This is a genomic window from Exiguobacterium sp. s39 (assembly GCF_018618925.1).
Classification (GTDB): domain Bacteria; phylum Bacillota; class Bacilli; order Exiguobacteriales; family Exiguobacteriaceae; genus Exiguobacterium_A; species Exiguobacterium_A abrahamii.
Window position 1 is genome coordinate 784,214 of record NZ_JACSNA010000001.1, and the last position, 26,250, is coordinate 810,463.

30 protein-coding genes are annotated in these 26,250 nt (G+C 45.2%); 15 read left to right on the forward strand and 15 right to left on the reverse strand.

The annotated features are described in order from the left end of the window. The first annotated feature begins 167 nt into the window (after positions 1 to 167). Positions 168 to 1,052, forward strand: coding sequence for an ABC transporter ATP-binding protein (locus KNQ11_RS04050; protein ID WP_064299955.1), 885 nt, complete (start codon positions 168 to 170; stop codon positions 1,050 to 1,052). A 47-nt stretch (positions 1,053 to 1,099) separates the two neighbouring features. Beyond that, entirely contained in the window at positions 1,100 to 2,710 is a 1,611-nt protein-coding gene (locus tag KNQ11_RS04055) for an ABC transporter permease (RefSeq protein ID WP_214769817.1), read from the forward strand. A gap of 67 nt (positions 2,711 to 2,777) precedes the next feature. On the opposite strand, the gene KNQ11_RS04060 is transcribed toward KNQ11_RS04055, so the two are convergent. Continuing rightward, positions 2,778 to 3,848, reverse strand: a complete 1,071-nt coding sequence (locus KNQ11_RS04060) for a peptidyl-alpha-hydroxyglycine alpha-amidating lyase family protein (RefSeq protein ID WP_214769821.1) — start codon at positions 3,846 to 3,848, stop codon at positions 2,778 to 2,780. 169 nt (positions 3,849 to 4,017) lie between these two features. Here KNQ11_RS04060 and KNQ11_RS04065 point away from each other — a divergent pair, with 169 nt between their 5' ends. Beyond that, positions 4,018 to 5,049: a zinc-binding dehydrogenase gene (locus KNQ11_RS04065; protein ID WP_133208676.1), complete on the forward strand. Its 1,032-nt coding sequence runs from the start codon at positions 4,018 to 4,020 to the stop codon at positions 5,047 to 5,049. Positions 5,050 to 5,113: 64 nt separating this feature from the next. Here the strand turns inward: KNQ11_RS04065 and KNQ11_RS04070 are convergent, their stop codons facing one another. Then, positions 5,114 to 5,608 carry a hypothetical protein gene (locus KNQ11_RS04070; protein WP_214769824.1) on the reverse strand — a complete coding sequence of 165 codons (495 nt, stop codon included), beginning with the start codon at positions 5,606 to 5,608 and terminating at the stop codon, positions 5,114 to 5,116. A 141-nt stretch (positions 5,609 to 5,749) separates the two neighbouring features. Here KNQ11_RS04070 and KNQ11_RS04075 point away from each other — a divergent pair, with 141 nt between their 5' ends. The 4 genes from KNQ11_RS04075 to KNQ11_RS04090 all read left to right on the forward strand — a co-directional run bounded on the left by KNQ11_RS04075 (position 5,750) and on the right by KNQ11_RS04090 (position 9,275). Next, positions 5,750 to 6,727, forward strand: a complete 978-nt coding sequence (locus KNQ11_RS04075; RefSeq protein ID WP_214769826.1) for a DUF389 domain-containing protein — start codon at positions 5,750 to 5,752, stop codon at positions 6,725 to 6,727. Between the two features lie 24 nt (positions 6,728 to 6,751). After that, complete coding sequence (locus tag KNQ11_RS04080; RefSeq protein WP_050677800.1) at positions 6,752 to 7,102, forward strand: potassium channel family protein; 351 nt, start codon at positions 6,752 to 6,754, stop codon at positions 7,100 to 7,102. After that, a complete protein-coding gene (locus tag KNQ11_RS04085) occupies positions 7,099 to 8,331 on the forward strand; it encodes a chloride channel protein (RefSeq protein ID WP_214769828.1) in 1,233 nt (410 codons plus the stop codon). The genes KNQ11_RS04080 and KNQ11_RS04085 overlap by 4 nt, the downstream gene beginning before the upstream one ends. 89 nt (positions 8,332 to 8,420) lie before the next feature. Next, on the forward strand, positions 8,421 to 9,275 hold the full coding sequence (locus tag KNQ11_RS04090; protein ID WP_214769830.1) for a LysR family transcriptional regulator: 855 nt from the start codon (positions 8,421 to 8,423) through the stop codon (positions 9,273 to 9,275). A 68-nt stretch (positions 9,276 to 9,343) separates the two neighbouring features. On the opposite strand, the gene KNQ11_RS04095 is transcribed toward KNQ11_RS04090, so the two are convergent. The 5 genes from KNQ11_RS04095 to KNQ11_RS04115 form a co-directional block, all read right to left on the reverse strand. Next, entirely contained in the window at positions 9,344 to 9,631 is a 288-nt protein-coding gene (locus KNQ11_RS04095; protein ID WP_214769832.1) for a putative quinol monooxygenase, read from the reverse strand. Positions 9,632 to 9,685: 54 nt separating this feature from the next. Further along, entirely contained in the window at positions 9,686 to 10,348 is a 663-nt protein-coding gene (locus KNQ11_RS04100; RefSeq protein ID WP_214769834.1) for a type 1 glutamine amidotransferase domain-containing protein, read from the reverse strand. Between the two features lie 587 nt (positions 10,349 to 10,935). Beyond that, positions 10,936 to 12,078, reverse strand: a complete 1,143-nt coding sequence (locus KNQ11_RS04105) for a hypothetical protein (RefSeq protein ID WP_133208681.1) — start codon at positions 12,076 to 12,078, stop codon at positions 10,936 to 10,938. Positions 12,079 to 12,212: 134 nt separating this feature from the next. Beyond that, complete coding sequence (locus KNQ11_RS04110) at positions 12,213 to 12,587, reverse strand: hypothetical protein (protein ID WP_214769837.1); 375 nt, start codon at positions 12,585 to 12,587, stop codon at positions 12,213 to 12,215. Between the two features lie 43 nt (positions 12,588 to 12,630). Beyond that, positions 12,631 to 13,491 carry an alpha/beta fold hydrolase gene (locus tag KNQ11_RS04115; RefSeq protein WP_214769840.1) on the reverse strand — a complete coding sequence of 287 codons (861 nt, stop codon included), beginning with the start codon at positions 13,489 to 13,491 and terminating at the stop codon, positions 12,631 to 12,633. A gap of 243 nt (positions 13,492 to 13,734) precedes the next feature. Here KNQ11_RS04115 and KNQ11_RS04120 point away from each other — a divergent pair, with 243 nt between their 5' ends. Further along, the gene (locus tag KNQ11_RS04120) at positions 13,735 to 14,418 is read left to right on the forward strand and encodes an ABC transporter permease (RefSeq protein ID WP_058704043.1); all 684 of its coding nucleotides are present in this window, start codon (positions 13,735 to 13,737) and stop codon (positions 14,416 to 14,418) included. A 1-nt stretch (position 14,419) separates the two neighbouring features. Further along, positions 14,420 to 15,310 carry an ABC transporter ATP-binding protein gene (locus KNQ11_RS04125; RefSeq protein ID WP_214769842.1) on the forward strand — a complete coding sequence of 297 codons (891 nt, stop codon included), beginning with the start codon at positions 14,420 to 14,422 and terminating at the stop codon, positions 15,308 to 15,310. Here the strand turns inward: KNQ11_RS04125 and KNQ11_RS04130 are convergent. From KNQ11_RS04130 to KNQ11_RS04140, 3 genes are all read right to left on the reverse strand, one after another. Then, positions 15,299 to 15,910 (reverse strand): YdeI/OmpD-associated family protein, encoded by a 612-nt coding sequence (locus KNQ11_RS04130; protein WP_214769845.1) that lies wholly within the window; start codon positions 15,908 to 15,910, stop codon positions 15,299 to 15,301. The genes KNQ11_RS04125 and KNQ11_RS04130 overlap by 12 nt on opposite strands. A 64-nt stretch (positions 15,911 to 15,974) precedes the next feature. Next, positions 15,975 to 17,060, reverse strand: a complete 1,086-nt coding sequence (locus KNQ11_RS04135) for a diguanylate cyclase (protein WP_214723053.1) — start codon at positions 17,058 to 17,060, stop codon at positions 15,975 to 15,977. Between the two features lie 155 nt (positions 17,061 to 17,215). Then, positions 17,216 to 17,599, reverse strand: a complete 384-nt coding sequence (locus KNQ11_RS04140; RefSeq protein ID WP_023468155.1) for a hypothetical protein — start codon at positions 17,597 to 17,599, stop codon at positions 17,216 to 17,218. Positions 17,600 to 17,740: 141 nt separating this feature from the next. Between KNQ11_RS04140 and KNQ11_RS04145 the strand changes: the two genes are divergently transcribed. From KNQ11_RS04145 to KNQ11_RS04160, 4 genes are all read left to right on the forward strand, one after another. Next, positions 17,741 to 18,745: an ABC transporter ATP-binding protein gene (locus tag KNQ11_RS04145; protein WP_214769848.1), complete on the forward strand. Its 1,005-nt coding sequence runs from the start codon at positions 17,741 to 17,743 to the stop codon at positions 18,743 to 18,745. Then, positions 18,742 to 19,536: an ABC transporter permease gene (locus tag KNQ11_RS04150; RefSeq protein ID WP_214769851.1), complete on the forward strand. Its 795-nt coding sequence runs from the start codon at positions 18,742 to 18,744 to the stop codon at positions 19,534 to 19,536. The genes KNQ11_RS04145 and KNQ11_RS04150 overlap by 4 nt, the downstream gene beginning before the upstream one ends. After that, the gene (locus tag KNQ11_RS04155) at positions 19,533 to 20,324 is read left to right on the forward strand and encodes an ABC transporter permease (RefSeq protein ID WP_133208690.1); all 792 of its coding nucleotides are present in this window, start codon (positions 19,533 to 19,535) and stop codon (positions 20,322 to 20,324) included. The genes KNQ11_RS04150 and KNQ11_RS04155 overlap by 4 nt, the downstream gene beginning before the upstream one ends. 150 nt (positions 20,325 to 20,474) lie before the next feature. Then, complete coding sequence (locus KNQ11_RS04160; protein WP_214769854.1) at positions 20,475 to 21,464, forward strand: DUF2268 domain-containing putative Zn-dependent protease; 990 nt, start codon at positions 20,475 to 20,477, stop codon at positions 21,462 to 21,464. A gap of 127 nt (positions 21,465 to 21,591) precedes the next feature. Here KNQ11_RS04160 and KNQ11_RS04165 read toward each other — a convergent pair whose 3' ends face one another. The 5 genes from KNQ11_RS04165 to KNQ11_RS04185 all read right to left on the reverse strand — a co-directional run bounded on the left by KNQ11_RS04165 (position 21,592) and on the right by KNQ11_RS04185 (position 24,825). Further along, positions 21,592 to 22,368 (reverse strand): hypothetical protein, encoded by a 777-nt coding sequence (locus tag KNQ11_RS04165; RefSeq protein WP_214769856.1) that lies wholly within the window; start codon positions 22,366 to 22,368, stop codon positions 21,592 to 21,594. An 85-nt stretch (positions 22,369 to 22,453) separates the two neighbouring features. After that, positions 22,454 to 22,876, reverse strand: coding sequence for a MarR family winged helix-turn-helix transcriptional regulator (locus KNQ11_RS04170; RefSeq protein WP_023468160.1), 423 nt, complete (start codon positions 22,874 to 22,876; stop codon positions 22,454 to 22,456). Between the two features lie 19 nt (positions 22,877 to 22,895). Then, positions 22,896 to 23,315, reverse strand: a complete 420-nt coding sequence (locus tag KNQ11_RS04175; RefSeq protein WP_214769858.1) for a MarR family winged helix-turn-helix transcriptional regulator — start codon at positions 23,313 to 23,315, stop codon at positions 22,896 to 22,898. Between the two features lie 153 nt (positions 23,316 to 23,468). Continuing rightward, positions 23,469 to 23,999 (reverse strand): hypothetical protein, encoded by a 531-nt coding sequence (locus KNQ11_RS04180; RefSeq protein WP_214769861.1) that lies wholly within the window; start codon positions 23,997 to 23,999, stop codon positions 23,469 to 23,471. A 334-nt stretch (positions 24,000 to 24,333) separates the two neighbouring features. Next, on the reverse strand, positions 24,334 to 24,825 hold the full coding sequence (locus KNQ11_RS04185; RefSeq protein WP_214769863.1) for a DUF2512 family protein: 492 nt from the start codon (positions 24,823 to 24,825) through the stop codon (positions 24,334 to 24,336). Between the two features lie 475 nt (positions 24,826 to 25,300). Here KNQ11_RS04185 and arr point away from each other — a divergent pair, with 475 nt between their 5' ends. Together arr and KNQ11_RS04195 are read left to right on the forward strand one after the other, a co-directional pair. Beyond that, positions 25,301 to 25,702 carry an NAD(+)--rifampin ADP-ribosyltransferase gene (gene arr / locus KNQ11_RS04190; protein ID WP_214769867.1) on the forward strand — a complete coding sequence of 134 codons (402 nt, stop codon included), beginning with the start codon at positions 25,301 to 25,303 and terminating at the stop codon, positions 25,700 to 25,702. A gap of 19 nt (positions 25,703 to 25,721) precedes the next feature. Continuing rightward, entirely contained in the window at positions 25,722 to 26,240 is a 519-nt protein-coding gene (locus tag KNQ11_RS04195; RefSeq protein WP_214769869.1) for a hypothetical protein, read from the forward strand. Positions 26,241 to 26,250 lie beyond the last annotated feature (10 nt).

Below are 26,250 nucleotides of genomic sequence, written 5' to 3' on the forward strand. Positions count from 1 at the left end.
AATTTTAGTACATTATTATCTTTACAGATAAAAATAAAAAACATAAAATGAACTAAAATAGATTAATTGGTATTTTATTTAAACTGATTGTTTTAGTTTAATACTACAATTGTTGATTTAGTTTGTTTTAAGTCTGAATTTAGAGATGAAGAGAGGAATGAAGAAACATGAATCCGATTATTGAACTAAAAGGAGTTAAAAAGAAATTCTCGAAATTTCAAGCTTTATCCGACGTCACGTTCTCGGTTCAACGAGGTGAAGTGATTGGCTTCATCGGTCCGAACGGTGCAGGGAAATCAACGACAATTCGGACGTTGCTCGGGATCATCAAACGAGATGCGGGAAAGGCGGAAATCTTCGGGAAGGATGTCTGGCGCGATAGTGTTGAAATCCATAAAAGAATCTCATATGTGCCAGGGGACGTCGCATTATGGGGGAATCTGACGGGTGGAGAAATCATTGATCTATTCATGAAGTTACACGGTGGTGGAGACCAAACGAAGCGTGATGCTCTAATCGATCGCTTTGAACTTGATCCAAAAAAGAAGGCGAAAAGTTATTCGAAAGGAAATCGGCAAAAAGTCGGTCTGATTGCCGCGTTAGCAGTCGATTCCGATCTCTACATCTTCGATGAACCAACATCCGGTCTTGATCCGTTGATGGAATCTGTTTTTCAAGAAGAGGTAGAAAAAATCAAACAAGCTGGAAAATCGATTTTATTGTCATCGCACATTCTCAGCGAAGTCGAACGACTAGCGGATCGTGTCGTCATCATTCGAAAAGGCGAAATCGTTGAGACGGGAACGTTACAAGAACTGAGACATTTGACACGATCGGTCATCACGTTAGAGACGAAACAGGATCTTTCATTGATTAAAAACTTGGACGGTGTTCATGACTTCACGCAGCGCAATATAAATCAGGCAGTATTTTCAATGGATTCTTCTCGCATGAATGCGGTTCTTACAGAGGCGATAAAACTGGAAGTAGTTCATTTAGAAGCAGTGCCTCCATCACTAGAGGATCTGTTCATGCGCCATTACGAAAAATGACGACGGTATATACTACGTGCTGCACATGATAAAGAGGAGGAAGACGAATGCGATTTCAATTTACCTGTTGGCAGATCCTGTTGTCTCAGTATCTCAGACGGGATAGCAAAAAAATCATAATATGGACGTTCGGTGTGACCTTATTTACGGTCGGCTTTATTCCTTCATTCGAAGAGATGGCGAAAGGGGATAGTCTGCGTGGATTATATGAAACCTTGAAAAATCCAGCGATGATCTCGATGATCGGTACGACGCCTGTCTCAATAGCGGACTATACGTTAGGCGCGATGTTCTCACATCAAATGCTCATCTTCTGTGCATTATTGTCGATGGTCTTATCGTCACTCCATGTCATTCAACACACACGGAAGGAAGAAGATTTAGGGCTGACGGAGTTGATGCGTTCTTTTCAAATCGGACGACAAGCCAATTCACTCGCTATTCTAATTGAAGTGATTTTAATCAATCTTAGTATTTCGATACTGATCAGCGGTGCGTTGATTGCTTTTCAAGTCGAGACGTTTTCAAATGCGGGTGCAGCTCTATTCGGTCTTTCGGTTGGGGCTGCAGGGATCTTAGGTGCAACGTTTGCCTTACTGATTGCTCAAATCATGCCGTCGTCTTCTAGTGCGACGGCAGGTGTGATGGGATGGATTGGTCTTCTTTATTTAGGACGCGCCGGTACGGATGTATCGAATGACCAACTATCAGTGCTCAATCCGCTGGGATGGACGTATTTGACCTATCCATTCACGGAGAACAATTGGCTGTTTCTCGTAATGGCGATCGGAGTGAGCCTCATTTTGATGACCGTGGCTCTAGTTCTTGAAAATCATCGGGACATGGGCGCTGGGTATCTGCCTGAAAAAGAGGGACGTGCTACAGCCAATCGATCCTTGTTATCGATCCGTGGTCTGTTGATTCGGATTAGTCGCGGAAGCATCATCGCATGGATGGTCGCTTTTCTAATCATGGCTCTTGCCTATGGTTCGATTTATGGAGACATGCAGACATTCATTGACAGCAATGCAACCATCCAGCAGATGTTCACGGTTTCAGGTGTTACGATTGAAGAATCCTTTACCGGCACGATCATGATGATCATGATGGTCCTCGTTGCGATTTTACCGATTACGCTCATGAACTGGTTATACACCGAAGAGGACCGTCGGCGCTTGAGTCCGTTGTTCGCGACGAAAGTCTCACGACAGCAACTGTACTGGAATACGATTGGTTTAGCTGTCGCGTCATCTCTCATCTCGATGTTCATCGTCATCAGTAGTCTAGGTTTTACTGCCATTTCAGTAATGGGACCGGACGCGACCATGACATTCACTGACTTTTTCATTGCCGGAATCAACTATCTGCCATCAGTTCTCCTGTTTCTTGGATTGGCTGCTCTATTCATCGGGTGGCGACCAACGTGGAGCAAGTTAACCTATGTATACGTGACCTATTCCTTCTTTATTGGGTATTTCGGTGGAATCATCGACTTACCAAAATGGGTGGAGTATACGGCGATCCAAGGATTGATTCCGCAAGTACCGACGGAAGACTTCGATGGACTACTGTTCGGTGTCCTGCTCGTAGTAGCATGTCTACTTGTTGTCATCGGTCAAGTCGGATATGCACGTCGTGATTTTCAGGAAGGATCTTAAATGAAGCAGCCTGTCTCGATTTAATAACGAGACAGGCTGCTGACGTATTAAGGCGAGGTATATTTCATCACTTGGAAAACACCTGAAGTCGCTCATTCATTAGTTCCGCGACATAAATCGTTCCATCCGAACCGACCGCGATGTCGTGCGCAATCCGGAGTTGTCCCGCTTCTTTGCCCCATGCACCGAATCGTTTCTCAATCCTTCCTTGTTTGTTCAAGATAACGATTTGGCTTTGCGCGTTCTTTTTTTGTCCATTTAAATAGTTTCCGCCATCAGCGACGTAGACTTTACCGTTCGCACCGACTTCGATTCCGTACGGTCGACCGAGTTCTTTTGACGACCACGTATCGATGTGTTTGCCGTTTCGATTAAAGATTTGGACCCGGGCGTTGTCCCGGTCCGACACATAGAGATTCATCTCATCGTCGCTACTGATCCCATGCGGCAGATTGAACTGTCCGTCTTGTTTGCCGAGTTCATTGACTTCCCATTTGACTGTTCCTTTTGGATCGAACATGACGATGCGACTATTCCGGTAGCCGTCAGATACGGCGAACGAGCCATCCTTTAGGACGGTGACGTCTGTCGGACGAGCGAATGTCTTTTCATCCAGATGTAGGGGGATGCTTGGCAAGACGTTTCGGATGCGCAGACCGACTTCCGTGAACGGACCATATGCGTTCCCGAACGCTTGCAAGACTTTGCCTGACGGGTCGAGCTTGAAGACTTGGTTCAGGCTGATGTCGGTAATCCAGATGTTGTTTTGGTCATCGACTTCGAGACCGTGCGGTGACTTGAATAGACCGGCGCCTAATCGCTTCTTCACGTGCATCGTCTTTCCGTCGAGCACGATCAATGTCGGTTCTGTGATGTAGGTGTCATCCCCGTATGAATTACTACCCCGGTGTAAATAGTAGACGTCACCGTTCGGAGCAACAGCGACGCCGCTTGCTTCGCCGGCAATCGAACGATCGCGCGTTTCAAGTGGCCAAGCGACCTGACCGCGATACGTCGTATCTTTTGGGATGGGTTGATAGTTGTCTTTCATGACGGGATCTGCGCCGCCTCTAGACCAAACAAGACCTAGTAATGTAAATGTTGCTAATGTACCTATAAAGATCACTCGTTTTTTCATGCATCGTTCCTCCAGACGTAAATTCGTATACAAATTATATCTAGATATTAAACGAGGGCGAATCGTTCTACAGTAGGAGACAGCGGGTTACGGAAGCAGGATATTAAAATCAGGACGAACGGGTAAAGAAGAGAGATATCATATGGAAGAAAGAAAGTGAGGCAAAAACATGAAGGCAGTCACCGTAACGGGGCATGGTGGGCTTGAGAAGCTCGCCTATATCGACCAAGAAACACCACAACCGAAACAAGGGGAGGTACTGATTGAAATCAAAGCCTGCGCCTTGAATAATACAGAAATTTGGATGCGGGAAGGCGCCTATGGTGCGGAGAGTGAATCAGGCTGGAAAGCAGAAGGTGTCAAATTCCCCCGAATTCCCGGTTCAGACATCAGCGGTCGGATCGTCGCAGTCGGAGACGGTGTCGCAGAGACGGAAATCGAACGCGACGTCGTCTTGTTCCCGTTCACGGCGAGTGGAGAAATCGCTGATGAACAGAGTGCCGAGGACTTATCGTTCATCGGTTCCGAGTATGACGGCGGATACGCAGAATATGTCTGCTGGCCGCTCGAACTTTGTTACGACATGCCCCTTGCCTCCTATACGGACAGTGCGGTCTTCTCGGTCAGTGGATTGACGGCGTGGCACATGGTCGAACAATTGGATTTACAAAAAGGACAGACGGTTCTCGTAACAGGTGCCAGTGGTGGTGTCGGCTCACTCAACGTCCAGATTGCAAAACGTGTCTTCGGAGCCCGTGTCGTCGCACTCGTCGGTGACTTGAAGCTGACGGATCAATTGCACGAACTCGGGGCGGACTTGGTCGTTTCCTACCGTGAGCAGAACTGGGATCAGCAGGTCATGCAAGAAGTCGGTCCGGTCGATGCGATTCTCGACGTCGTCGGCGATGCGGTGTTTAAACAAGGACTGGATCTGCTGAAGCGCGGCGGAACGTACTGTATTTCCGGATCTTCCGGGGGACAGGTGACGTCGCTCGATTTTCGGACGCTTTATTTAAAACATATCCGCCTACAAGGATCCGTCCTTGGCAATCGCCATGATTATGAGAAATTACTGGAGGCCGTTCGGACGCAGACGATTCAGCCCGTCATTGACCGGACGTTCCCGCTCGCTGAAGCGCGAGAAGCCCAAGCGTACTTCAAACAAGCAGGTAAATTCGGCAAGGTCGTCTTGCTACCATAAGATAAACCGAACAAAACGAGCTATCCTCTTCCTGTGCAGGAAAGGGTAGCTCGTTGTCGTATCGTTAACGGTTTGGCAAGATGTAAAAAAATGTGACGGTCGAGCTGACAGGTGTCTCTTCCGTATAATCAACCAATTCCTCCTGTGATTCATGAATCGTATAACGGTTGCCCGGAAAGAGTTCCGTTACCCACGTTGGAACGTGTGAAGCGAGAGGGTAGGACTGAATCCGCTCAAGTGGGAAAGGTGTCCCGTCCGGATTCGTCGTGTGGACATGTAGTGCGTCTTGTGAAGCATCCTCGAGGACAATCGTTATGTAAAGCTGATGTTCAATCTGTTTTTCCGCTAGTTTTTGTTGCATTTCCTGCATAGCGCTCAACGCGATCCGAAGATGTGCTTTACGAATGCGCAGACTCGCGTTGCCATGTCCATAAAAGTCAGGGTGTTCGTGCCAGTCGTTAAACCAAACGTCTGAATCAATATAGGCTGGAGAAGAAAAACTTTTGAATTCAAGCTCGAGATTTTTAAAATAACGGCGTTTGCCGCGGAATTTTTTCATGAACGATGCACCTTTCATTAAAGGGATTTTATTATTTTTCATAAGGGAAATAAGGCGAAGACACTAAAAATTGGGTAAATAAAAACCAATGACTTGAATGGTGCGACTCGTATTGATCGACGGTGGAAAGGTGGAGCCTTCATGGAAGCACCGGTCTATGATCTGCAAGAGACGAGAAATAAAATCGACAAGGAGCTGACGATTCGATCGAGCAATGCTGTCATCTTGATGTGTGCGATTTTCATTGCCTCGATCGGATTGAACTTGAATTCGACCGCTGTCATCATCGGAGCGATGTTGATTTCGCCGCTGATGAATCCGATTCTCGGTCTCGGTATGGCTTTAGGGATCTCGGATATACCTCTGTTCAAGAAAGCACTTCGGCTGTTGCTCGTCCAGTTGACGATCAGCATCGTGACATCGACCGTCTATTTCTATTTTTCGCCTTTGACGGCAGCGAGTGATGAACTGATTGCGCGGACGTTCCCGACGATTTGGGACGTACTGATCGCCTTTGCTGGGGGAGTCGCGGGATGGATTGGTTTACGCAAGAAAGGGGCGAATAATATCGTTCCCGGTGTCGCGATTGCCACCGCCTTGATGCCACCAGTCTGTACGGTCGGGTACGCCATTGCGAATCAGAACATGACCTACGCGCTTGGTGCTAGTTATCTGTTCCTGATCAACTGTAGTTTCATTTTGATCGCGACGTTCCTAGGTGTCAAATGGCTCTTACGGACGGATCAGAGTTTACGGATCCAGGCATCAAAACGAATCAATCGTTCCTTGATCGCGCTAGCCTGTCTCATCAGTATACCAAGTGTCTATACAGCCTATCTGCTTAGTCAGGACAGTTTGTTTGAGACGAATCTTGACCGTTATGTCGAGGAAACGTTTCAAGAGACGTTCGTCGTTCAGCATAGCTATGACGAGAAACGCCAGCAATTGACGGTGACGACGTTAGGCAAACGGTATGATGCACGTGAACGGGAACGGCTGGAACAGTCGCTCGACGACTATGGACTATCACGTGTCAAACTGACCTTGATCCAGATCCCTAATTTGAATCAACTTGATCCTGACCAACTAGAGAAATTGTTTAATGAACGTATGCAGTGATGACGGAACTGAGGAGGAAAGAGCATGCTGGCGTTCTTTATCTTGATCCGAAATTTTTTTCATGTCATCCGTATCTTATTCAAGCAAGAAGAACAAAAGGCATTGATGATCATGGTCGGGGCACTTTTCTTGATTGGGACGGTCTTCTATCACAATGTCGAACAGTTCAGTATTCTGGATGCCTTCTATTTCTCCGTTATGACGCTCGCGACGGTCGGATACGGGGATCTCGTCCCTCAGACGGCGTTCGGTAAATTGTTTTCGATCGTGTATGTCATGCTTGGCGTCGGTGTTCTCAGTGCCGTCATCGTGAACTTCAATATGGCCCTAAAACAATATCACCGGGACAAGAAGAAGAAGGAGGAGCAGAAATGAAACCACATCTGACGCACTTCTTGCATTGTCTGATCCTCGGAGCAATCGTCGGATTGACGGCTGCCTTGTTTTTAAGTGGCATCAACGCATCGATTCATTATGTATGGGAGTGGTTACCGTCTGTACTGGATGTATCTTTCTATGGACTCGGCGTCGGTCTACTCGGTGGTATCGGTATTGGTCTGATTCAAAAGTCTGTGGGGGATTACCCGAAGACGATGCACGAGACGCTTGCTAACTTTAAGCAAGAAGGTCGTGTACCTTATCGCGGTGCCCTCTGGAAAAACGCCGTTGCCGCATGGATCGTGCTGACGTGTGGAGCGAGTTTAGGACCAGAAGCTGCGCTGATCAGCATCTTAGGGGGAATGGTGACGTGGATCGGTGACCGGCTAAGGTTGACGGAGCCGGAACGGCAAAGTTTCTTGCAGACGGGATACGCTGCGATGCTAGCGACGATATTTCATGCCCCGTTCGTCAGTGTCTCTGAAGCGATCGAGGAGGAACCGATGCAACGAGCAACGTCACGCTGGCAAAAGATACAACGCATCTTTTATTACGGCATTTGTACGCTCGTCGCAATTACCTGTTTTCGTTTCATCATGCACCTCGTACCCCATGACCGCTTGTTCGCAATCAAGGTACCACCGATTACGTGGAATGCGACTGTCATGTGGTTCATCCTTCCGGCGATTCTCCTCGGTATCGCGTTCGGACTCTTCTTCTTATGGATGGAGCGGGTGACGAATTGGATGGTCTCTCGCGTCGGCAACCCAATCCTTCTCGCACTCATTGCGGGAATCGCGATTGGTCTTGCATCCATGCTCACACCTTACTTACTGTTTTCTGGTGAACATGAAATCCTAGACTTTACGAAGGAAGGAGCCTCATGGTCAATCGGCGCCTTATTGTTGCTTGCGATCGGAAAGGTGGGATTGACGCATCTTTGTTTTTCCTGCGGCTGGAAAGGTGGAAAGATATTTCCGTTGATTTTTTCGAGTACAGTCCTGGCATTCTGTCTCAGCCAATTAAGTCCGTTCATGCCTGGATTGATCGTAACACTTGTCGTCACGGCAAGTTGTGCTGTCGTCTTGCGTCAGCCACTCGTGACCGCTACGCTTCTCCTCTTTCTATTCCCGTTGCAATTCTTTCCGTTGATCCTACTTGTCTGTCTTGGCGTTCAACAATTCATGAAATACTACGGAAACCATCTTTCATTATCCGATAAATAAATTTATGACTTACTAAATTATTCGTTATTTGTCTTATGGATTAAATGAATCTATACTTTTCAGGAAGACCTAGTAAAAGGAGAACACACATGATTGATTTTGAATGGTATCGGAGTTTCATTCAAGTTTACCAACAACGTTCCGTCTCAGCGGCAGCCCGAATTCGCTTTTTGACGCAACCGGCGGTCAGCCAGCATATCGCGGCACTGGAAGCAGAACTAGAGACATCCTTGTTCATCCGTGCGCCACGGCAAATGATTCCGACGGACGCGGGAACAGCTCTCTATACACAAGTCGTCGGATTGATTGATCGGCTCGAGGAGTTATCGCTTGAGATGAAGTACGAAGCAGGGGAGCAACCTCGTCCGGTCTTGAAGTTCGGGGGACCGACGGAATTCGTCACGCATGGGATCGTACCAAAGCTACCGCTCGACGTCGCACAGTTCACGGTAGTCTTTGATTTGACGATTCCCTTGTTGCAACGCTTGCTTGCGAATGAGCTCGACTTCATCATCGCAACGAAGCGGATCGATGAGCCGGGCGTCCAGTACGTCCCGATTGCTGACGAACGCTTTCATTTGATCGCCCCGATCGGCTACGAAGTTCCGGAAGCGGATCTAAAGGAATGGATGGACCGACAGCGCTGGATTAGCTACGGACTTGAGTTACCTATCATTCGTCGGTACTATCAGACGCAGTTCGGAGAACGACCTGGGATCCGTCCTGAAATGATCTTACCGAACGTCGATGCGATACTAAAAGCGATCGAAGCAGGACACGGGATCAGCGTCTTGCCCGATTATCTCGTCGAGGCAGCGGTCAGTGCTAGACGGGTACAACGGATTGCACCGGAACGATTCGCGACGAATCAGTTATACGTCGCCTATCGAACGGACTCGCGTCATGATCCGGTTTTGCAACAGGTGATTAAGGCGTTAGGTTGAATTGTATGAAAAAAGTCCAATCCACAAGCAAATGCTTGAGGATTGGACTTTTTTGTATGAAATATACATTATTTCGATACGTCATTTAAGAACGTCAATGCACGATCAGCGACGAGATGGGCACTGTCTGCTCGATAAGCTTGATAGTGCAGTGAGGCGACATGATGATCGAAGGCGTCTTGATCAAGCCATTGTTCATAAAAGTAGAAGACGTTCGGAGCATCGATAGCGCGATGTGCCTGATACGTCAGGCACCCTGCTTCTGCACGCGAAGGGGCGATCACACCTTCGATGATTGAAGCGAGCTGTTCGCCTTGATTCGGATGCGCTTCAATCCGGGCAATCAGTTGAATCATCGATAGAACCTCCTATGAAAAGAGATCCTTCATCCAAAGGATCTCTTGTTTTGATTAGTTAAGTGTGTTGATGACGGCTTTCGCGACCGCAATCGTGGACTGTGGATTTTGACCCGTGACGAGGTTTCCGTCGACTTGGACGTTCTCCGTGAAGTTGTCAGCCGTGATGATGTTCGCACCGAGTTCACGGAGACGTGTCTCGAGCAAGAATGGCATGTAGACGTCAAGTCCTGTCGCGCGTTCTTCTTCATCCGTGAACGTTGCGATCGTCTTTCCAGCGACGAGTGGTGTTCCGTCTGAGAGTGTCGCACTGACGAGTCCAGCTGGTCCGTGGCAGACCGCAGCGACCGTCTTGTTCGCTTCAAACAATGTCCGAAGGGCGTTGTTCAAGGCATCACTTTGTGGCAAGTCGAACATCGTACCGTGTCCACCTGGCATGAAGATTGCATCAAATGTTGAGAAGTCCTGGATTGCTTTTAAATCAAGTGTCTCTTTCAAGAGTGGAGCTGTCGCTTGGATCTCAGCTGGAACTTCGTCTTCAAGGCTCCGTGCGTCGATTGGTGATTCGCCGCCGTTCGGACTTGCGACCGTTACCGTATATCCTGCATTCTTGAACTCAATGTATGCTTCCGCGAACTCCGACAACCAAAGTCCTGTCGCATGACCTTCCATCATTTCCTTTGCGTTCGTGACGACCATTAAGATGTTTTTACTCATGATGTGTTCCTCCTTTTTCGTTTGCCGATTGGCTACGTGATTAGAATACGCCCGCTTGAATCAAAAAACAAATTAATAAAAGTGAGCTTATCGATAAATAAATTTATAAATAAAAATAACCAGATGATTAGCACCATCTGGTTGATTATATTTCGGACGAGGGACGTAAAAGTGTCGTCCAATAATACATCCCCTGAAAGAGGATTAGAAGTAAGGTCAGGAGCATCACGAGTAGCAACAAGAGGGGAGGGAGAATGAAGAAACTTCCGATGAGTAGGCATGTCAGCAAGAGACGGAGTTGGAGGAAGCGTCTCGTCATTCGAATAGACACGGTATCCTTTTGCCCAGTCAATCCGATACCACCGGTCGTCCAAATAAACAGCAGGGTCGCACTGAAAAAGAGCAGAACAGCATCCGGATCAGTTGCGACATAACCTGAAAAAGCGCTACGGACGAATAAAGTACAACACCTAAATAAACTCACAAAAAAATTATAACAGTCTCGTGTAGAAAAGAGGTGCTGCATAAAAATTAACGAAAAGTTCGTTGTGAGTTATACATATCTTGCTTCATCAAATTTTATGTATTTATCGGCTATTTATAGTTGGAGTAAATTCAAGATAAAAATAAATATCTTCATCATGTTTATAGATTGACTCATCTTTAATACGAACATCAAACAATAACTCTTTTCGTCTAGCTTTCTTGTTTACCGCTCGAACATCTTCCTCATCCATATAAGATATGAGAACGCGACCAACAGGAGATATAGCAACTCCGTCAATTAAATGTTTAATTCCTGGTTTTATAAATTTTGAAAGTGAAAATTCTTCTTCATATTTTTTATATAAAGACATAATTAAATAGTGGTTACAGAGAATCATGAACTCATTTGGCACAGGGAGAAAAATATCTTTCCCTGGTTGAAGGAAAGGGATATAGGTTTTCTGTTGAGATTCTCTGAAAATAATTTCCGATACAGAATAATAATACTGTTCATCATCATCCATTGAGGCTTGCTTAGTCAGATACGAAATAGTGAGATCTTTAGTGATAATTTTAAGATGACTTTTATAATTATCAACCATCAGATTGTATGAAGGATAGAAAGCAGGTGCGACAACATCATACTTTCCTTGTTTATCGGTGTCATATACGACTGAATAATCTATAAAGTCCTCTTTATTTTCAAACTTAAACTCATATTCAATATTTAAACAAACACCTTTACCAATATTTAAGAGATGAATCATGTTTAATTTACTATCTCCGTCTAGTCGCTCATCCTGAATATTCATTAAAGATTTTTTGAAGTCTATTTTTGCCTTTTCGAATGACTCAAGTGAATCATGGCGTTCATAGAGGACATCATATAATGTTTTGCCTACATGCATAGTTGGACTATAAATATGATCAGCTTTATACATAGGAGGACTTATTTTAAAAGAATCTAATTTTGAGCTTGTTACAAGATGCGATGATTGTTCTCTAGACTCTTTACTTTGAGTAATCTCAATTGACTTTCTAGAAAGTTCGGCAGATCTAGATGAGTTAATAACTGTTCCTATACCTACCGTTGCAGCCAAAGCAGTAAGGAAAAGTTGATAAACTCTTAAATCTTGACTCGAAACGTTTTTAAATGGATACCCATAATAAACTATAAAGGTAATTATCCCAACACAAATAGGGATAACAAAATAAAGGACACTTTTATTCCAGATTTTTTTCACATAAGTTCTCCTTTACTATGATGAAATAAGACTCAGTATGCGTGGATAAACTCAGATACGAAATCTATAATCATATTTTTGAACTTTTCACTCAATAAACTACTAAATTTTTCATGAGAACATCAATGTATTCTTCACTTTAAGACTGGTTGAAACGTCGTACTTCGCGTAGCGACGATGACACTAGCAAGACTTGCGACTGTTCCGAGGACGGCGACGATGATCGTCGAGGAACCGTTCGGAATCAAGAAGCCGACCGGAATTAGTCCGACGAAGCTAAAAACGATCAGTGATTGATAAATGACATTGACGATCTTCAGTACAGGGTGTTCGAAAAACGATAGGACGAGCGGTGGTAAGAATAAGAAGACAATTAGTCCAATCGCGATGTAAACCGATAACGGCTCTTCAAACGAAATGGTGTTTCCAGTTGAGTGGCGTGCAGCGACAAGGGTGGCGACGATCGCGACGCATAAGGTCACACAAACGAACGTTAGCCGTTTTAACATATGAACCCCTCCTTTTTACTTTAATTCCATAATAAACCATTTTTCAAATGGAAGACAATCTTTTTCCGGACGTCCAGTAGTGACGAATCGCTTCGATGATGACGTCAGGACGATCCCAGTGTAATAGATGTCCTGTCTCGGGGACGAAATGGACCGTCGCTTGCGTCATCTCATGTAATAGATCCGTCGCATGCTGACGGATCGATGCTTGATCTGTCGGTAACGTAGCGACGTACAACTGAATGTCCACTGGTGGAACGTCCGGGAGGAAATCAAGAACATCCTCGTAGTGAAGCGCGCGTACGATCGCAGCAGCCGTCTCTCCTCGCGCATGCCAGTGGTATCGTCCTTGCTCCATCCGAAGAAGATCGGCACCAGCTAGATCGAGGGAGGGCGAGCGACGTGCATCCGGAGCATAGACGGCAACATCCAAAAATTCGTCCCATGTTGAAACGGAATCCTCGAAATCTTGTTCATAAAAGGCGACTTCTTCCTCTACAGAACGACCGTAAAGTCGTTTACTGTGATAGCCGCCGTCAATTAAAATCGTGCCGAGCACACGATCCGCATGTTCAATCAAATAATAGAGCGAGAGTACACTGCCCCACGAGTGCGACAAGGCATAGCACCGCTTGATATCAAGGATGTGTAAGACTTCGTCGATCCAGCCCGTAAAGGGTTTCATGCGATAGTGTAGGGGATCTGAGAAAGCTGGTGTTTTGCCGTGACCGGGTAAATCAATCGCAATCAGACGGAATTCGTCCGCGAGCGCTTCAGCGATTTCGATGAAGCTGAGACTCGTACTGCCGAGTCCGTGCAGACAGACGATCGTCGGAAGCTGTTCGTTTCCCCATTCCGTAATATGAACGGATTGATGCTGACAGGTGATCGTATAACGTTTCATTTGCCGTCTCCTTTTTTCTTTTTACTGTACCATGAGGAGAATATTGGGAATTGAAAAATAAGGAAACTTTCTTCAAAGAGTAGCGTAGAGTAAGATGACACGTCATTTACATAGAGGAGAATTCACATGGAAACCATCATCACGATGTTCTTAACAGCCGTTACCTTATATGGACTCGGTGTCCTTGTCACGAAAGTAAAAGAACGCTTGCGTTAATCAAAAATATGTCCGAAGGAGTCCGTTATGTTTCCAATCGTAAAACAAGAATTCACGAGCAGCTTCAAAAGCGTCAAAGCGATTCTATTGATTCTTTTTCTGACGATCACGTCTGTCTTCACAGCATCGTATTTGACGAGACATCCGGAACTGCTTGCTGGCGTTAATCAACCGTCTGCTTATACTTCAAGCATTAAGTTCTTCATCCTGTTCTTCGGTTTTCTGTTCGTGGCTGCGTTATCACACGACATCATCAATCGTGAAATCGAGACGCGGACGATTCGTTTACTGGTCACGAAGACGTCGCGTCTGCGAATCGTTTTGGAGAAGTTTCTCGGATCATTGTTGTTTTGGTGTGCGACGCTTACGATCAATTTCCTCATTGTCTCGCTCTACGCGCAGCAATGGTTCTGGATCGATTATCTGACGGTTCTTATCGTCATCCTATATATCACCAGTTTCAACATCTTTTTATCTACGATGATTGCGAAGCCTGGTTTGACGATGTTTCTCGGTATTTTTCTCGGGATCGTCGTACCGATCATCGGTCTTTGGTCAGCGTTCTCAGAAAAATGGTATCTGGTACCGTTTCAATACATCTTGCCGTACCATGCCGTCATCATGTCTGGAACGTTATTACTGTTACCTGTTTTATGGAGTGGATTGTTTTTGACGATCTCCTATCTCACGTTAAAGCGAAAGGATTTGTAACATGAAAGCGATTGAAGTAAAAGGGTTGAAGAAATCGTTCGGTGCGAAGGAAGTCTTACGAGAAGTGAATTTGACGGTCGAACGAGGAGAAATCTTTGGTTTTTTAGGTCGTAATGGTGCTGGGAAATCGACGTGCATTCAGATTATGACCGGAATCACACAAGCGACAGACGGAACTGTCGCACTTCTCGGTGAACCCGCTGATCAACTGGATGCCATCAAACAACGGATCGGGGTCATGCCGGATACATCAAATTTGTATCATGATATGACGGCACGTGCGTTTCTTAACTATATGGCAGGATTATCAGGAGTTCGCATCACGAAGCAAGAAGTTAGAAAATTGCTTGAACAAGTCGGATTAAGCGGGACGGAGCGACAAAAAATCGGGAGCTTCTCGTTCGGGATGAAGAAAAAGATCAGTATCGCACAAGCGCTCACCGGAAATCCGGAATTACTCTTTTTAGATGAACCGACGTCCGGTCTTGATCCAGAATCGGCGATCGAGATCCAGCGATTGTTGCTTGCATTAAAAGCGGACGGAAAAACGATCTTCTTAACCTCGCATAACTTGAATGAGATCGAAAAGATGTGTGACCGTGTCGCCATCATGACGGAGGGAAGAATCGTCCGCTATGGAACCGTTGCGTCCTTACAAGAAGCAATGAGGCAGGAGATTAAAATCCGTATTCGGACTGTTCCGCGATTAGCGCCATCGCATCTGCCAGCATACGCTCGGCTTTTGTCGCAAGCTGATGATTTTACACGGCTTGATTTATCGACGGAAGAAGATATTCCAGAGTTACTCGTCATGCTTGCGAAACAAGACGTCAAAGTCTACGAGGTGCAGATCGAACGCCAATCATTAGAAGAGATTTTCTTAGCGGTCTGACCGACTAGCCTCTGATTCCGTCTCCGGAACATCTTCGAGTAAAAGACGACCCCCGTCATTCCACTGACCGTACATCTGATTCCGTTTCGTTTTTTCAATCAACGTTTGCAGACGTTTTTCATAGAGAACGGGATCCTTGCGTACACTTTGAATCGTATCAATCCGGATCCGTCGATAGAGCTCCGGGAAGTCATTAAACTGTTCATAGACGATCGGGTCTTCTTGTAGACGCGCCTGAATGGCGTCATCGATGACGAACGCATCAGTGCGCATGTCTGGTAGAACCTGTCGTCCGGACGGTTGCATCAAGCCGAGACGTTCCAAGCGGCGGACCCGTTCCTTGTTCAGTTCGGTCCAGTTGCTGTTCTTTCGTCGCGGAGTGAACCGTTGCGCCAGTTCACCGTCTTCGGTCTTCTTTGCAATGCCATCAATCCAGCCGAAGCAAAGTGCCTCTTCGACGGCATCGAGATAAAGTAACCCGTCCCCGACTTGTTTTCGACTGAGAATCACCCAACAGAAGGTCGCGTGATCTGCGTGGTTCGTCAGCCACTGTCGAAAGCCATCGCGATCGGTAAAGCGTAAGACATTCGTGATTTCCACGTTCGTTCCTCCATTTCAGATAGCAGTGCCCCCTTCACGTCACGCGAGGGGGCACTTTTTTTCTTTAACGTAACGGGTCATGATGAAAGACACAATTCCGACCACTCTTCTTCGCTTGATAGAGGGCAGCGTCTGCCTGCTGGATCGTCTGCAGAAAATTATGGGTCTCAGACGGTTGATGAGTTTGGCGAGACACACCAATCGATAACGTCACTTGCAGCGGTTCTGTCGCTGATAACTCATACGTCCGTTTGGCACTGGCTTCACAGATTTGTTCCGCGAGTCGACGCGTCTCCGGCAACGAATGCTCCGGCAACAACATCATGAACTCTTCGCCGCCGAATCGTCCGAGCACACACGTTGGGGGACAATACGATGCAAGCAAAGAGCTGATTTGCCGTAAGATATGATCACCGCGGTCATGACCGTAAGTATCATTGACCTGTTTGAAATGATCGACATCGATGATCATGATTGAAAAATCCGTCTGTTGGGATTTGTACCGTTGGACGGTCTCTTCTAGACGACGTCGATTATCAAGCCCTGTCAATGTATCCGTCAAGGCAAGACGCCGATGCATCCGGACTTGATTGAAGTGCCAGCGGACTTGATGCAAGATGCTGTGCAAGAGAAAACCAGCGCAGCCATTCCCGACGAGAAAGATCGTCATCGCTGTCACGTCATTCGGTTGAACATGTTGAACGTATGGTAAACAGAGAATGAGTGCAATCGTGAAGATGACCGGAAACGAGATGAATCGATCCGGTGCTTCATTTTGTAAGTACAAGACAACGATGCTGACGATCAGATACGTACCGATCAGCCAATAGGCATGAGCGGAATCAAAAACGAACGTTTGAAGGGAAGCGAAGACGAGGGTCGTGATGAAGCCGCTACTGATACCTCCATAAATGAAAGCGATGACGATCAAGGTAATCGACAAATCGAAACGGAATCCCTCATAGGTGATGGCGTTATGGATGACCCAGTAGCCGGCACCTGTCGCAAGAGTCAGTACTAACAGATTTTTCTTCAGCCAGCTGTCGAACGTGTTTCGAAACTGAAATCGTTTAAAAAAGAACAGGGAGATGAGCACGAAGAAAAAAGTCAGAGCGACGTTGAGGATTAGATGGTTCAGTATATTCCACATATTCGTGTTCCTCTCAAATGAGTTCTGAAAAATAACTACAAAAAAATGTTTCATTCAATGAATATTTATTCTATATAGCCAACAATACCCTAAAGATGTATGAAAATATCTTGATTTCCGTATATTTTAAAAAAGATTAGATTTCTTCAACTAAATCAATAATACTCTGAGATTTTTTCACGTGAAGACTCGACGAGATAATCAAGTGAGACGAAATTGCGAATGAATGCATACGAGCCAATTTCCTCGATCGATACGCCTAATCTCTCTGCCTGGTGACTGCGGTCATCTTCTTGCGATTGCAGCATCTCGAAGCCTGCTGCTTGCATCCGCTCTCCGTCGAATTCGAGCGTAACGACATCTCCATCTTGCCAATCATTTTTTAATTGATGAAAGTGTGTTTGATACGCTGCGCTTGGAGGATCGACTTCAAAGGCGATCCAGCCTGTTGGTGCATCGATTTGGAATGTCGGTGACAATCCACCGCGTGTCACGATTGATTTCATATGATGCCGATGTGTCATATGACGTAATAGCATGGTCAGACCACTCCTTTTTTATCTATTATTACGCGACAGCGTCAGAATATCGAGAAAAATTTTCAAAAGAGATGGAAGGATATTGGATTTTTCTGGTATACTACGTTTTCGGAAAGCGCTTGCACAAAAGGGGGAGAATACATGCAACCATATGCCGTCAAAGCAACGGGACTGACGAAACACTATCAAATCCTACAACGGGAACCGGGACTACGAGGAGCGATCAAAGCGTTGTTTCACCGAACGTACCGGACGAAAGAGGCGGTCAAAGCGATTGATTTAACGATCGCGCCAGGAGAACGGGTCGGCTATATCGGTTTCAACGGTGCCGGGAAATCGACGACGATCAAGATGCTCGCTGGTGTCCTGCGTCCGGACGCGGGGAACGTCCGGGTGTTCGGACTTGATCCACACGCCGACCGCGTCAAGAACGCATCGCAAATCGGAGCCGTCTTCGGTCAGCGGACGCAACTGTTCTGGGACATTCCGGTCCAAGAATCGTTTGAGCTGTTGAAGGAAACCTATCAAGTGCCGACGTCAGAGTTTGACGAGACGCTCGCGTGGTTTCGGGAGAAGCTCGATCTCGCACCGCTTCTAGACGTACCGGTCCGACAACTGTCGCTCGGACAAAAGATGCGCTGTGAACTAGCCGCAGCCTTCCTGCATCGACCAAAAGTCGTCTATCTCGACGAACCGACGATCGGGCTTGATATCGAGATCAAGGAGACGATCCGTCACTTCATCCGCGAGATGAGTGATCGCTGGGGAACGACCGTCATCTTGACGACGCACGACATGCAGGACATCGAGGAAGTCTGTGACCGGGTGATCGTCCTCGACGACGGCAAAATCATCTATGACGATACGATCGATCAGTTGAAGGCATCGTTCAGCCACGAGCGGACACTTCGAATCACACTCGAAGAACCGGTGCCGTTCGTTTTACCGACAGCGTTGATCAATCGTGTGATCATGTTTAAGACGGATGAACTAACGTATGAGCTCGCCTTCGACGACCGAGAACTGTCAAGCGGTCAAGTCATCAAGGAAATCGTTTCGTTGTACGCCGTTCGGGACGTCTCCGTGTCCGTACCGAAGATGGAGACGTTAATCCGCAAACTCTACCAAGCGGGGATCAGCGCATGAGAATCCGTAAATATACCGCGTTGATGCGGTCCCAAATCAAAGTTGATCTCGCCTACACAGCCTGGTACTGGGCAAGCATGTTCAGTGTGACGATGCGCCTGTTCATCCTCTATTTCTTCTGGCAAGCCGTGTATGCCAATAAGACCGATGTCTCCGGTATCTCGCTGTCAACGATGCTGACGTATGCGGTGCTTGCGACGATGATCGATCAGTTCCGCGGGGGTGCCGGACGCGATCTCGCCCGGATGATCAAACAAGGGGCAATTGCGATCGAGTTACTCCGTCCGTATCACTTGCTCGATAAGTTACTCGCCCAAGACATCGGCTCAAAAGTCTCGGTTTTGTTCCGCTCGATCCTGCCACTCGTCCTCGTCTCGATCTTGTTCATCGGCGTGGATCGACCACAATCGTGGCTAGCTGGCATTGCCTTCGTCGGTAGTGTCATCTGTGCCGTGTTGCTCGCGACATTGATTGATTTGCTCGTCGGCATCTTCGCGTTCTACACCGTCAATATTTGGGGACTATCCGTCTTACAGGACGCCGTCATCACGATCATGTCCAGTGCGATCGTCCCGTTAACGCTGTTTCCGGACTGGTTTCAGACGATTAGTCTGTACTTACCGTTTGCTTCACTCGTCTACGTCCCGGTTGCGATCTATACGGGAGAGATCGGCGCAAGCGGTATCCTGCAAGCGTTACTGATTCAAATCGGTTGGTTGATTGGATTCTTTGTCATCTTGCGGATCACGTTCGCGCTCGCGATCCGGAAAGTGACGGTGTTCGGCGGATGAAACGATACATAAAACTCTACTGGTTGTATGTCAAAAGTCATTTTAAAGTGATGATGGAATACCGGATTGATTTCCTGATCGGTGTCTTGTCGGTCTTCGGTCAACAGTTCGCCTCACTCTTTTTCCTGTCGGTCGTCTTTCAGCATATCGAGACGCTAAACGGTTGGGACTTTTACGAGATCCTATTCATTTACGGGATTGCCTTTTTAGGACGAGCCTTACACCATATCTTCTTTGATAACTTGTGGACGATCGGCTGGCAGTACATCCGGACCGGGAATCTGGATCGGTTGTTGATGCGCCCGGTCAATCCACTGTTTCAAATCGTCGCTGAGCGCGTTCAGCAAGACGGGTTCGGTCAACTATTGATTGGCGGTGGGGTGCTCTATGTTGCTTCCGATCACCTCGACATGATCTGGAGCTTCGGTGATGTCTTGATGTTAATCGTACTTGTTCTTTCGAGCGGATTGCTCTATATCGCGATCAACCTGTTTTTTGCGACGTTCTCGTTCTGGATGGTCGACAGTTTACCGGTCGTCTCAGCGGTCTTCAGTCTGAGTGATTTCGCTCGTTATCCGATGACGATCTACTCGAAGGTGTTGATGTTCGTCTTGACCTACATCATCCCGTTCGGATTTACTGCCTTTTATCCGGCGATGTATTTCTTTGATGGAAAAGGCTATGGAGTGATGGCGATTGCGACACCACTTGTCGCGATCATCGCCTGTTTGATTGCTTATCGGTTCTGGTTGTTCGGACTGAAGGCATTTGCGAGTACAGGATCATGAAAGAAGAAGAACCTTGAAGTGTTGCGATGCTTCAAGGTTCTTTTTGTTTCTAATCAATTTAGATATGGATTTCTTTATGTAAAATATGAAACTTTTGTTATTAAATGACAGTATGAAATATTGAGACATGAATCTGAGGGAGGGGTTATATTGAAAAAAGGATGGTTCGTATTACTGTGTTTGGTCTTGCTTACCTTATCGGGGTGTACCGTTTGGGAAAGGGCAGAAAACTTCTTTTCACCGAACGACGAAACGATTAAAAATAAGACGATCAAGATTGGTCAAGATGATCAGGTCAAGATCCTTCCGCTCTATACGCAATACAATCAGTACTTAGAAGAAGCGATGCAGACAGGGAACTCAGACGACAACACGAACAGTTACCTAAAACATGTCTTAGGTTACATCGATGAAATCGGTGAGCAACAAGATCTCGATCTAACATATATGAAAAGTTACTTTATGCTACAAGCAACTGAGTATAAAGAACAATTACTAAGTCGGACGAAAGAGCTGATGAAACAAGATACAGAGATCAAAAAAATCATTGAAAAAAGTTACACTGCTTCACATCGGGCATTACCAAAACAAACGAATACGATATTCATCGTGCCTGTTAACACGGAATTCATGCAGCGTATGGATGTCATGGGAGGGGTCGCAGGATTGGCAACTAGAGATTGCTTCATGCTATTCCTTACCGCTGACTACGATAAGAAAATGTTGGAATATGCAGTAGCCCATGAATATCACCACACTGCTTTATATGATCGGATGAAGCTAGATACTTCCTTAGGAGAGGAAGCTAGTCCACTGATCCATTCACTCCTCCTTGAAGGGAAAGCGGATCAGTTCGCGAAAAGCGTCGTTAAAGGTGTGACACCAGCTTGGGTCGAGCCATTAGAAGAAGAGACAAAACAGCGTGTTTTACGTTTAATGAAAAATGGTGAGTTAACGCAAGAAGATATCATGGACGGCAATAAGGATCAGGATGTTCCTATGTGGAGTATGTACCGATTAGGTAAAGATATCATGGACGCCTATCTTGAAAAACATCCTTCAGAATCGATAGCAGATTGGACGACTAAAGACGCGGAAACGATTTTAAAGGATTACAAGTATAAAAATGATCTACTTTGATTCAAAAAATAGACCCGTCAGCATAAAGAAGCTGATGGGCCTATTTTTGTACTTTTGAAATTTTTCAAAATTAGGTCGAACGCTTTTGAACGATGGATGAACAGAAATAAAACGGCGAACGTGTTTTTTAGGAAATATCAGTTCGGGCGAGTGAACGGATCGTTGTTGACATAGCAGGGGAGACAGGATGAATCTGTTCGATGTAATCGAGGATCACTAGTGCAGCCGTTTTATTATGTGAATAGCCTGGCATCATCTCTGAGAATCGGTTGACCATTTCTGGGAAACGTTGCTCAATCCGACGTTCCGGAGCAAACGGATCAACATATGTCGCTTCCTCTTTTTCAAATGAGGACAGAACGTGTAACAATTGACCAACGGCAAATTGTTGAATCAAACGGAAGGCTGATAATGTTTCGCCACGTGCTTCGCGACAGAGCCCGACATATAGGTTCGTCAGTGCTTCATGGATGGCGTAATCGACGGATGGATGTTCGCTCGAACTGTTACGTGGTTGTGGGACTAAGCGTTCAAACGCGTCGAAGGAAGGATCGCACCACACGATACGACCAGCGGAAAATGCAATTTCAGAAAGTTCATCTAGTTCGAAGATGGCGAATTCGGCATAGATACCGTCGTCAAACATGACTTTATGTCCATCCTGCGTATTTTGAAATTGAAAGTGTAAAGGGTATGTGTTTTCTAACCAGTCGAGTTGCTCGATGAATCGAGCCTTTTTACCGGGCTTTGCGATGATGAAAAAGTCTAAGTCCGAATAGTCATCGAGTCGTTCAAGTTCTTGACCGACAGAACCGAGTCCGAGCAGGACATGCGCATCATCTGTTTGTGCAATCGTTTGCCCAATTGCGTCTAATCGTTCCAATAATACGTCTCTATGTGTCATCTCTGTTGCTCCCTCTTTATGGTGTTTATATGTAAGAATTGCGGACACCTCATTAGGGAAGCGTCCGCGAGTGTCGGTAGGGCGATCAAAAATGATCGCTTTGCATCTTATGGAGCAATTGATCGAACGTCTCGTGGTCCTTTGATGTAAAGGCACGGAAATAGCGATCATCAATCTCTTCGATCTCGGGAGCTGAGGTCTGAATCAGCGCTGCACCATCTTCCGTCAAGAGAATCCGTTTTTCCCGGTTGATTCGTTTTCGGATGACGAGGTGTTCTGCGAGCAACTTCTTGACCGTTTGCGAAATGGCACCGCTTGAGAGTTCGAGTGTGCGTTCAAGTGATTTTTGTGTCGCACTCTCTTGATGATAAAGGGTCATCAATAAATCGAATTGGGATTTTGAGAGCCCTTTTGGTTTTAGTACATCGTTGACTTCTTTCGAATAACGAGAATGGATCCGCTGAATGGCGTTCCAGTGTTGCATTGAAGATTCGAATGTGAAGGTCATGATTTTTCCTCCTCTTCTGTCATGCAGGGTTGAGCTTATCGAAGAAACGGATTAATTCTTCCTGTTGTCGAGCCGTCAAAGCGGCGAATTGTTCTTGTTGAAAACGTTCGTAGGCGGGCAACACTTCTTGCAGAATGGCTGTTCCTTTTTCCGTCAATAGCAGATAGTTCGTCTTCCATTTGCGTTTGCGGGTGATGAGTTGCCGATCGAATAAACGTTTGATTCCGTGTGAAATCGTACCATCGGTCACTTGGATCCGTTCCGCGATTTCCTTCTGGCTCGTGCATGAGGTCGTTTGTAGGCAACGCAATACTTCAAGATTCGTATGGGAGAGATCCCACTGTTTCAAGAAAGCATTGACGCGCTTGATTTGTTGATTATGATACGTCGAAATCGTATGCCAGCATGTCATGGGATATGTCTCTGTGATTGTTGTCATGGGGAACCTCTTAAATGTAGAATGTACTGCTGATGAATCACTTTTACCATACCATATTAAAAATATGTAGTGCTACTAGTTTGAACGCAAACCCATCACTTCCCATCATTACCTAAGAACTGTACAAAAAAGACCTGAACATGTCAGGTCGGTTCAGGTAGGAATCCCATTTGAAAGCGTGAGATAGGAATCCGTTAACTGGAATCCATATTTCGTAAAACATTGATCTGAGACGCGTCCTTGTAAAGTGATCGTCGCATAATCGCCAAGAATGACATACGACTTAAATTTTTTCTCTATATCTTGAATTAAGGCTTCAAGCAACAATCCACGTTCGCCAAGACCTTCTTCCCTGACATTGATTTCAATTAAAGAGAATTTACCGTATTCTGTATTTCGCGCTTGATTCGTACCTTCATAAAGAACGGTTAAATATGATCGTTTCGAGACAAGCGATCGACTGTTTGGTGGTTCAAGAATTGTAACATAATAGCTTAGTGATGGGAGTCGCAAATTTCGCGTAATCTCAACAATCTGGCGTCGATTATTGTATGCAAGACCAACAATTTGTTCTTGCGGATGATTCGGCATAGTCAGTCCTTCTTGTTCACAAATGCTTCGCCACTTTGCCTTTGGAATCCACATGACCTCATTCATTTTCGTTAATGCTTTAAATAACTTCACGTAGTACGGATGACCTCCCTGTTTGTTCGTAAAATTGCCGTCATTTTATTATAATCTTTTAAATGTATAATCCAACCTTCAAGGTATGTTTTCTAAAAAAATTTTCTACCAATTCAAGGATTTAAAAAATGTAACTACTACATTTTAACATATAAAATTAATATATGTTTATATTTCGGAAATATAATAATATAAAGTTTTCTGATAAAAATTAATTCAATAAATTAGAAAAGACCAATAAAAAATGATAAAAGCACGGTGAAACACCTAATCCTAGCTTCAACTAGATCTTAGGTGTTCGAAATCAATCTATTTTTTTATTTGCAATTGACTATTAACGATGTGATTTGTTAGTGACGGCTTGCCCATCTTTTTCAGGAAACACACTCTTATCCAAGTATTTATGGAAAAACCATTCTCCGACTCCAATGATTAACGCAGAGATAAGAGCAGCTTGAATGATGTCATCTCCTGGATTTTTAATCATCGATTCACCCATTATCCAAATGACAAAGAATGTAAGGAGAATATCTGCAATAGTAGCCATCATATTTCTTTTTTTATGGTCTTCGTAAGGATCACGAGCATCCGAATGTGTATTACTTGCATAATTTTTAGAATCACGTGTGACACTTTGTTTATTAGATGCTCCATCACCCGCTTTTCTAAAGATCATTAAATCACCTAACACATAAGCAATCAATGTTAGCAAAAGGCTGATCAAAAGAGTCTTTTCGATTTCCACATCATAGATGACGGTCAGAATGATGAGAAGAACGACTGCAATCATTAAAAATTTTACGATTAATGCTTTAATATGGTTCATTTTATTTCCTCCTTTATTTTCTTGTGTACAATACTACTTACCCATCGGTTAATGAATTAATCCGTTAAAGCTTTATTTAGTTAAAAATATATAAACAATACATGTTATTTGATAATTACCCTCTTTTAAAATAATCACTCAGATAAATCAATAGTTGCCGTAAAAAAATCGATTGTTTGGTGACTGTATTTACAGGAATCTTATTTGTGAAATTAATTGTGAAAGTCAATTGACGATAAAAAATTATCTTGCTTAAAAAAACAAAAAATATTCGAGCTTGATTAATAATCGCACTCGAATATCTATTACATTCAAAGTTAATTTGATTAATTTAATAAAAAACGGATTTCATTCATTAAAATAATTATTAGTTTCTAAACTTAAGTATACCGAGAACTTATCTTTTAAAATAGACTATTTCTTAGCATATACTCTTACTATACTAAATGAAATTACTTATTCAGGAGGCGAGCATATGAAACCAGTTGAAGGTCCGTTTTTCCATGGCACGAAAGCCACGTTGCGAATCGGTGACGAATTGAAACCAGGGCACGCGTCGAATTTTCGTGAACGACCGCTCCAGCATGTCTATTTCACAGCAACACTTGATGCAGCGAAGTGGGGCGCGGAGCTCGCACAATCTGACGCTCCGGAGCATATCTACCTCGTCGAGCCACTCGGAGCGTACGAGGATGATCCGAACTTGACGAACAAACGGTTCCCAGGCAATCCGACCCGGTCGTATCGTTCGACGGAACCTGTGAAAATCATTGCTGAACTCAGCACATGGGAACGGCATACGGATGAAGAGATTGAGACGATGAAAGCATCTCTGCAGCGGTTACGCGCAGAAGGAAAGGATACGATCATCGACTAAAAGAGCGGGGGGAGAAAACTTGCCTGTACATGATTTTAAATCGATCCAACCGACGAACGTGAATGTCATTGATCAGTTATTGGTCAATCACTTGCATGCCATCCGCCTGAATCAAGACGATGAGCGATTGATCACGATCCTCGAAGATCCATTCGTTCCACCTATTGAAACGATCGTTGCAGTCTATTGTGTCTATCGAAAATCAATTCTTGATCTGTTGCAAGGTAGGATTGCCTCCATCGAATCGTATGACTTTCAGAGAGCATCTGCGAAAGATAAACTCCTGACAGCAGAAAGCGTCGAAGGAGTGCTTGATATGGCGACATTCGTCGTCATCGCTTCTGAGGACAACACATATATGTCTCACTATTTCATCGGTGGTGAGGCAGAGAAACTCAATTCGATACTAAATGTATGCTTCGGTCATCCGAATTTGATTGACGAACAAGCATCAAACCATTCTATCAAACGCTTCGAGAAGGATGTTTTGATCGTTGAAAAGATGGGCTGTCAAGCGTTCATCGGAAGCGAGAGATGATGTCATCATT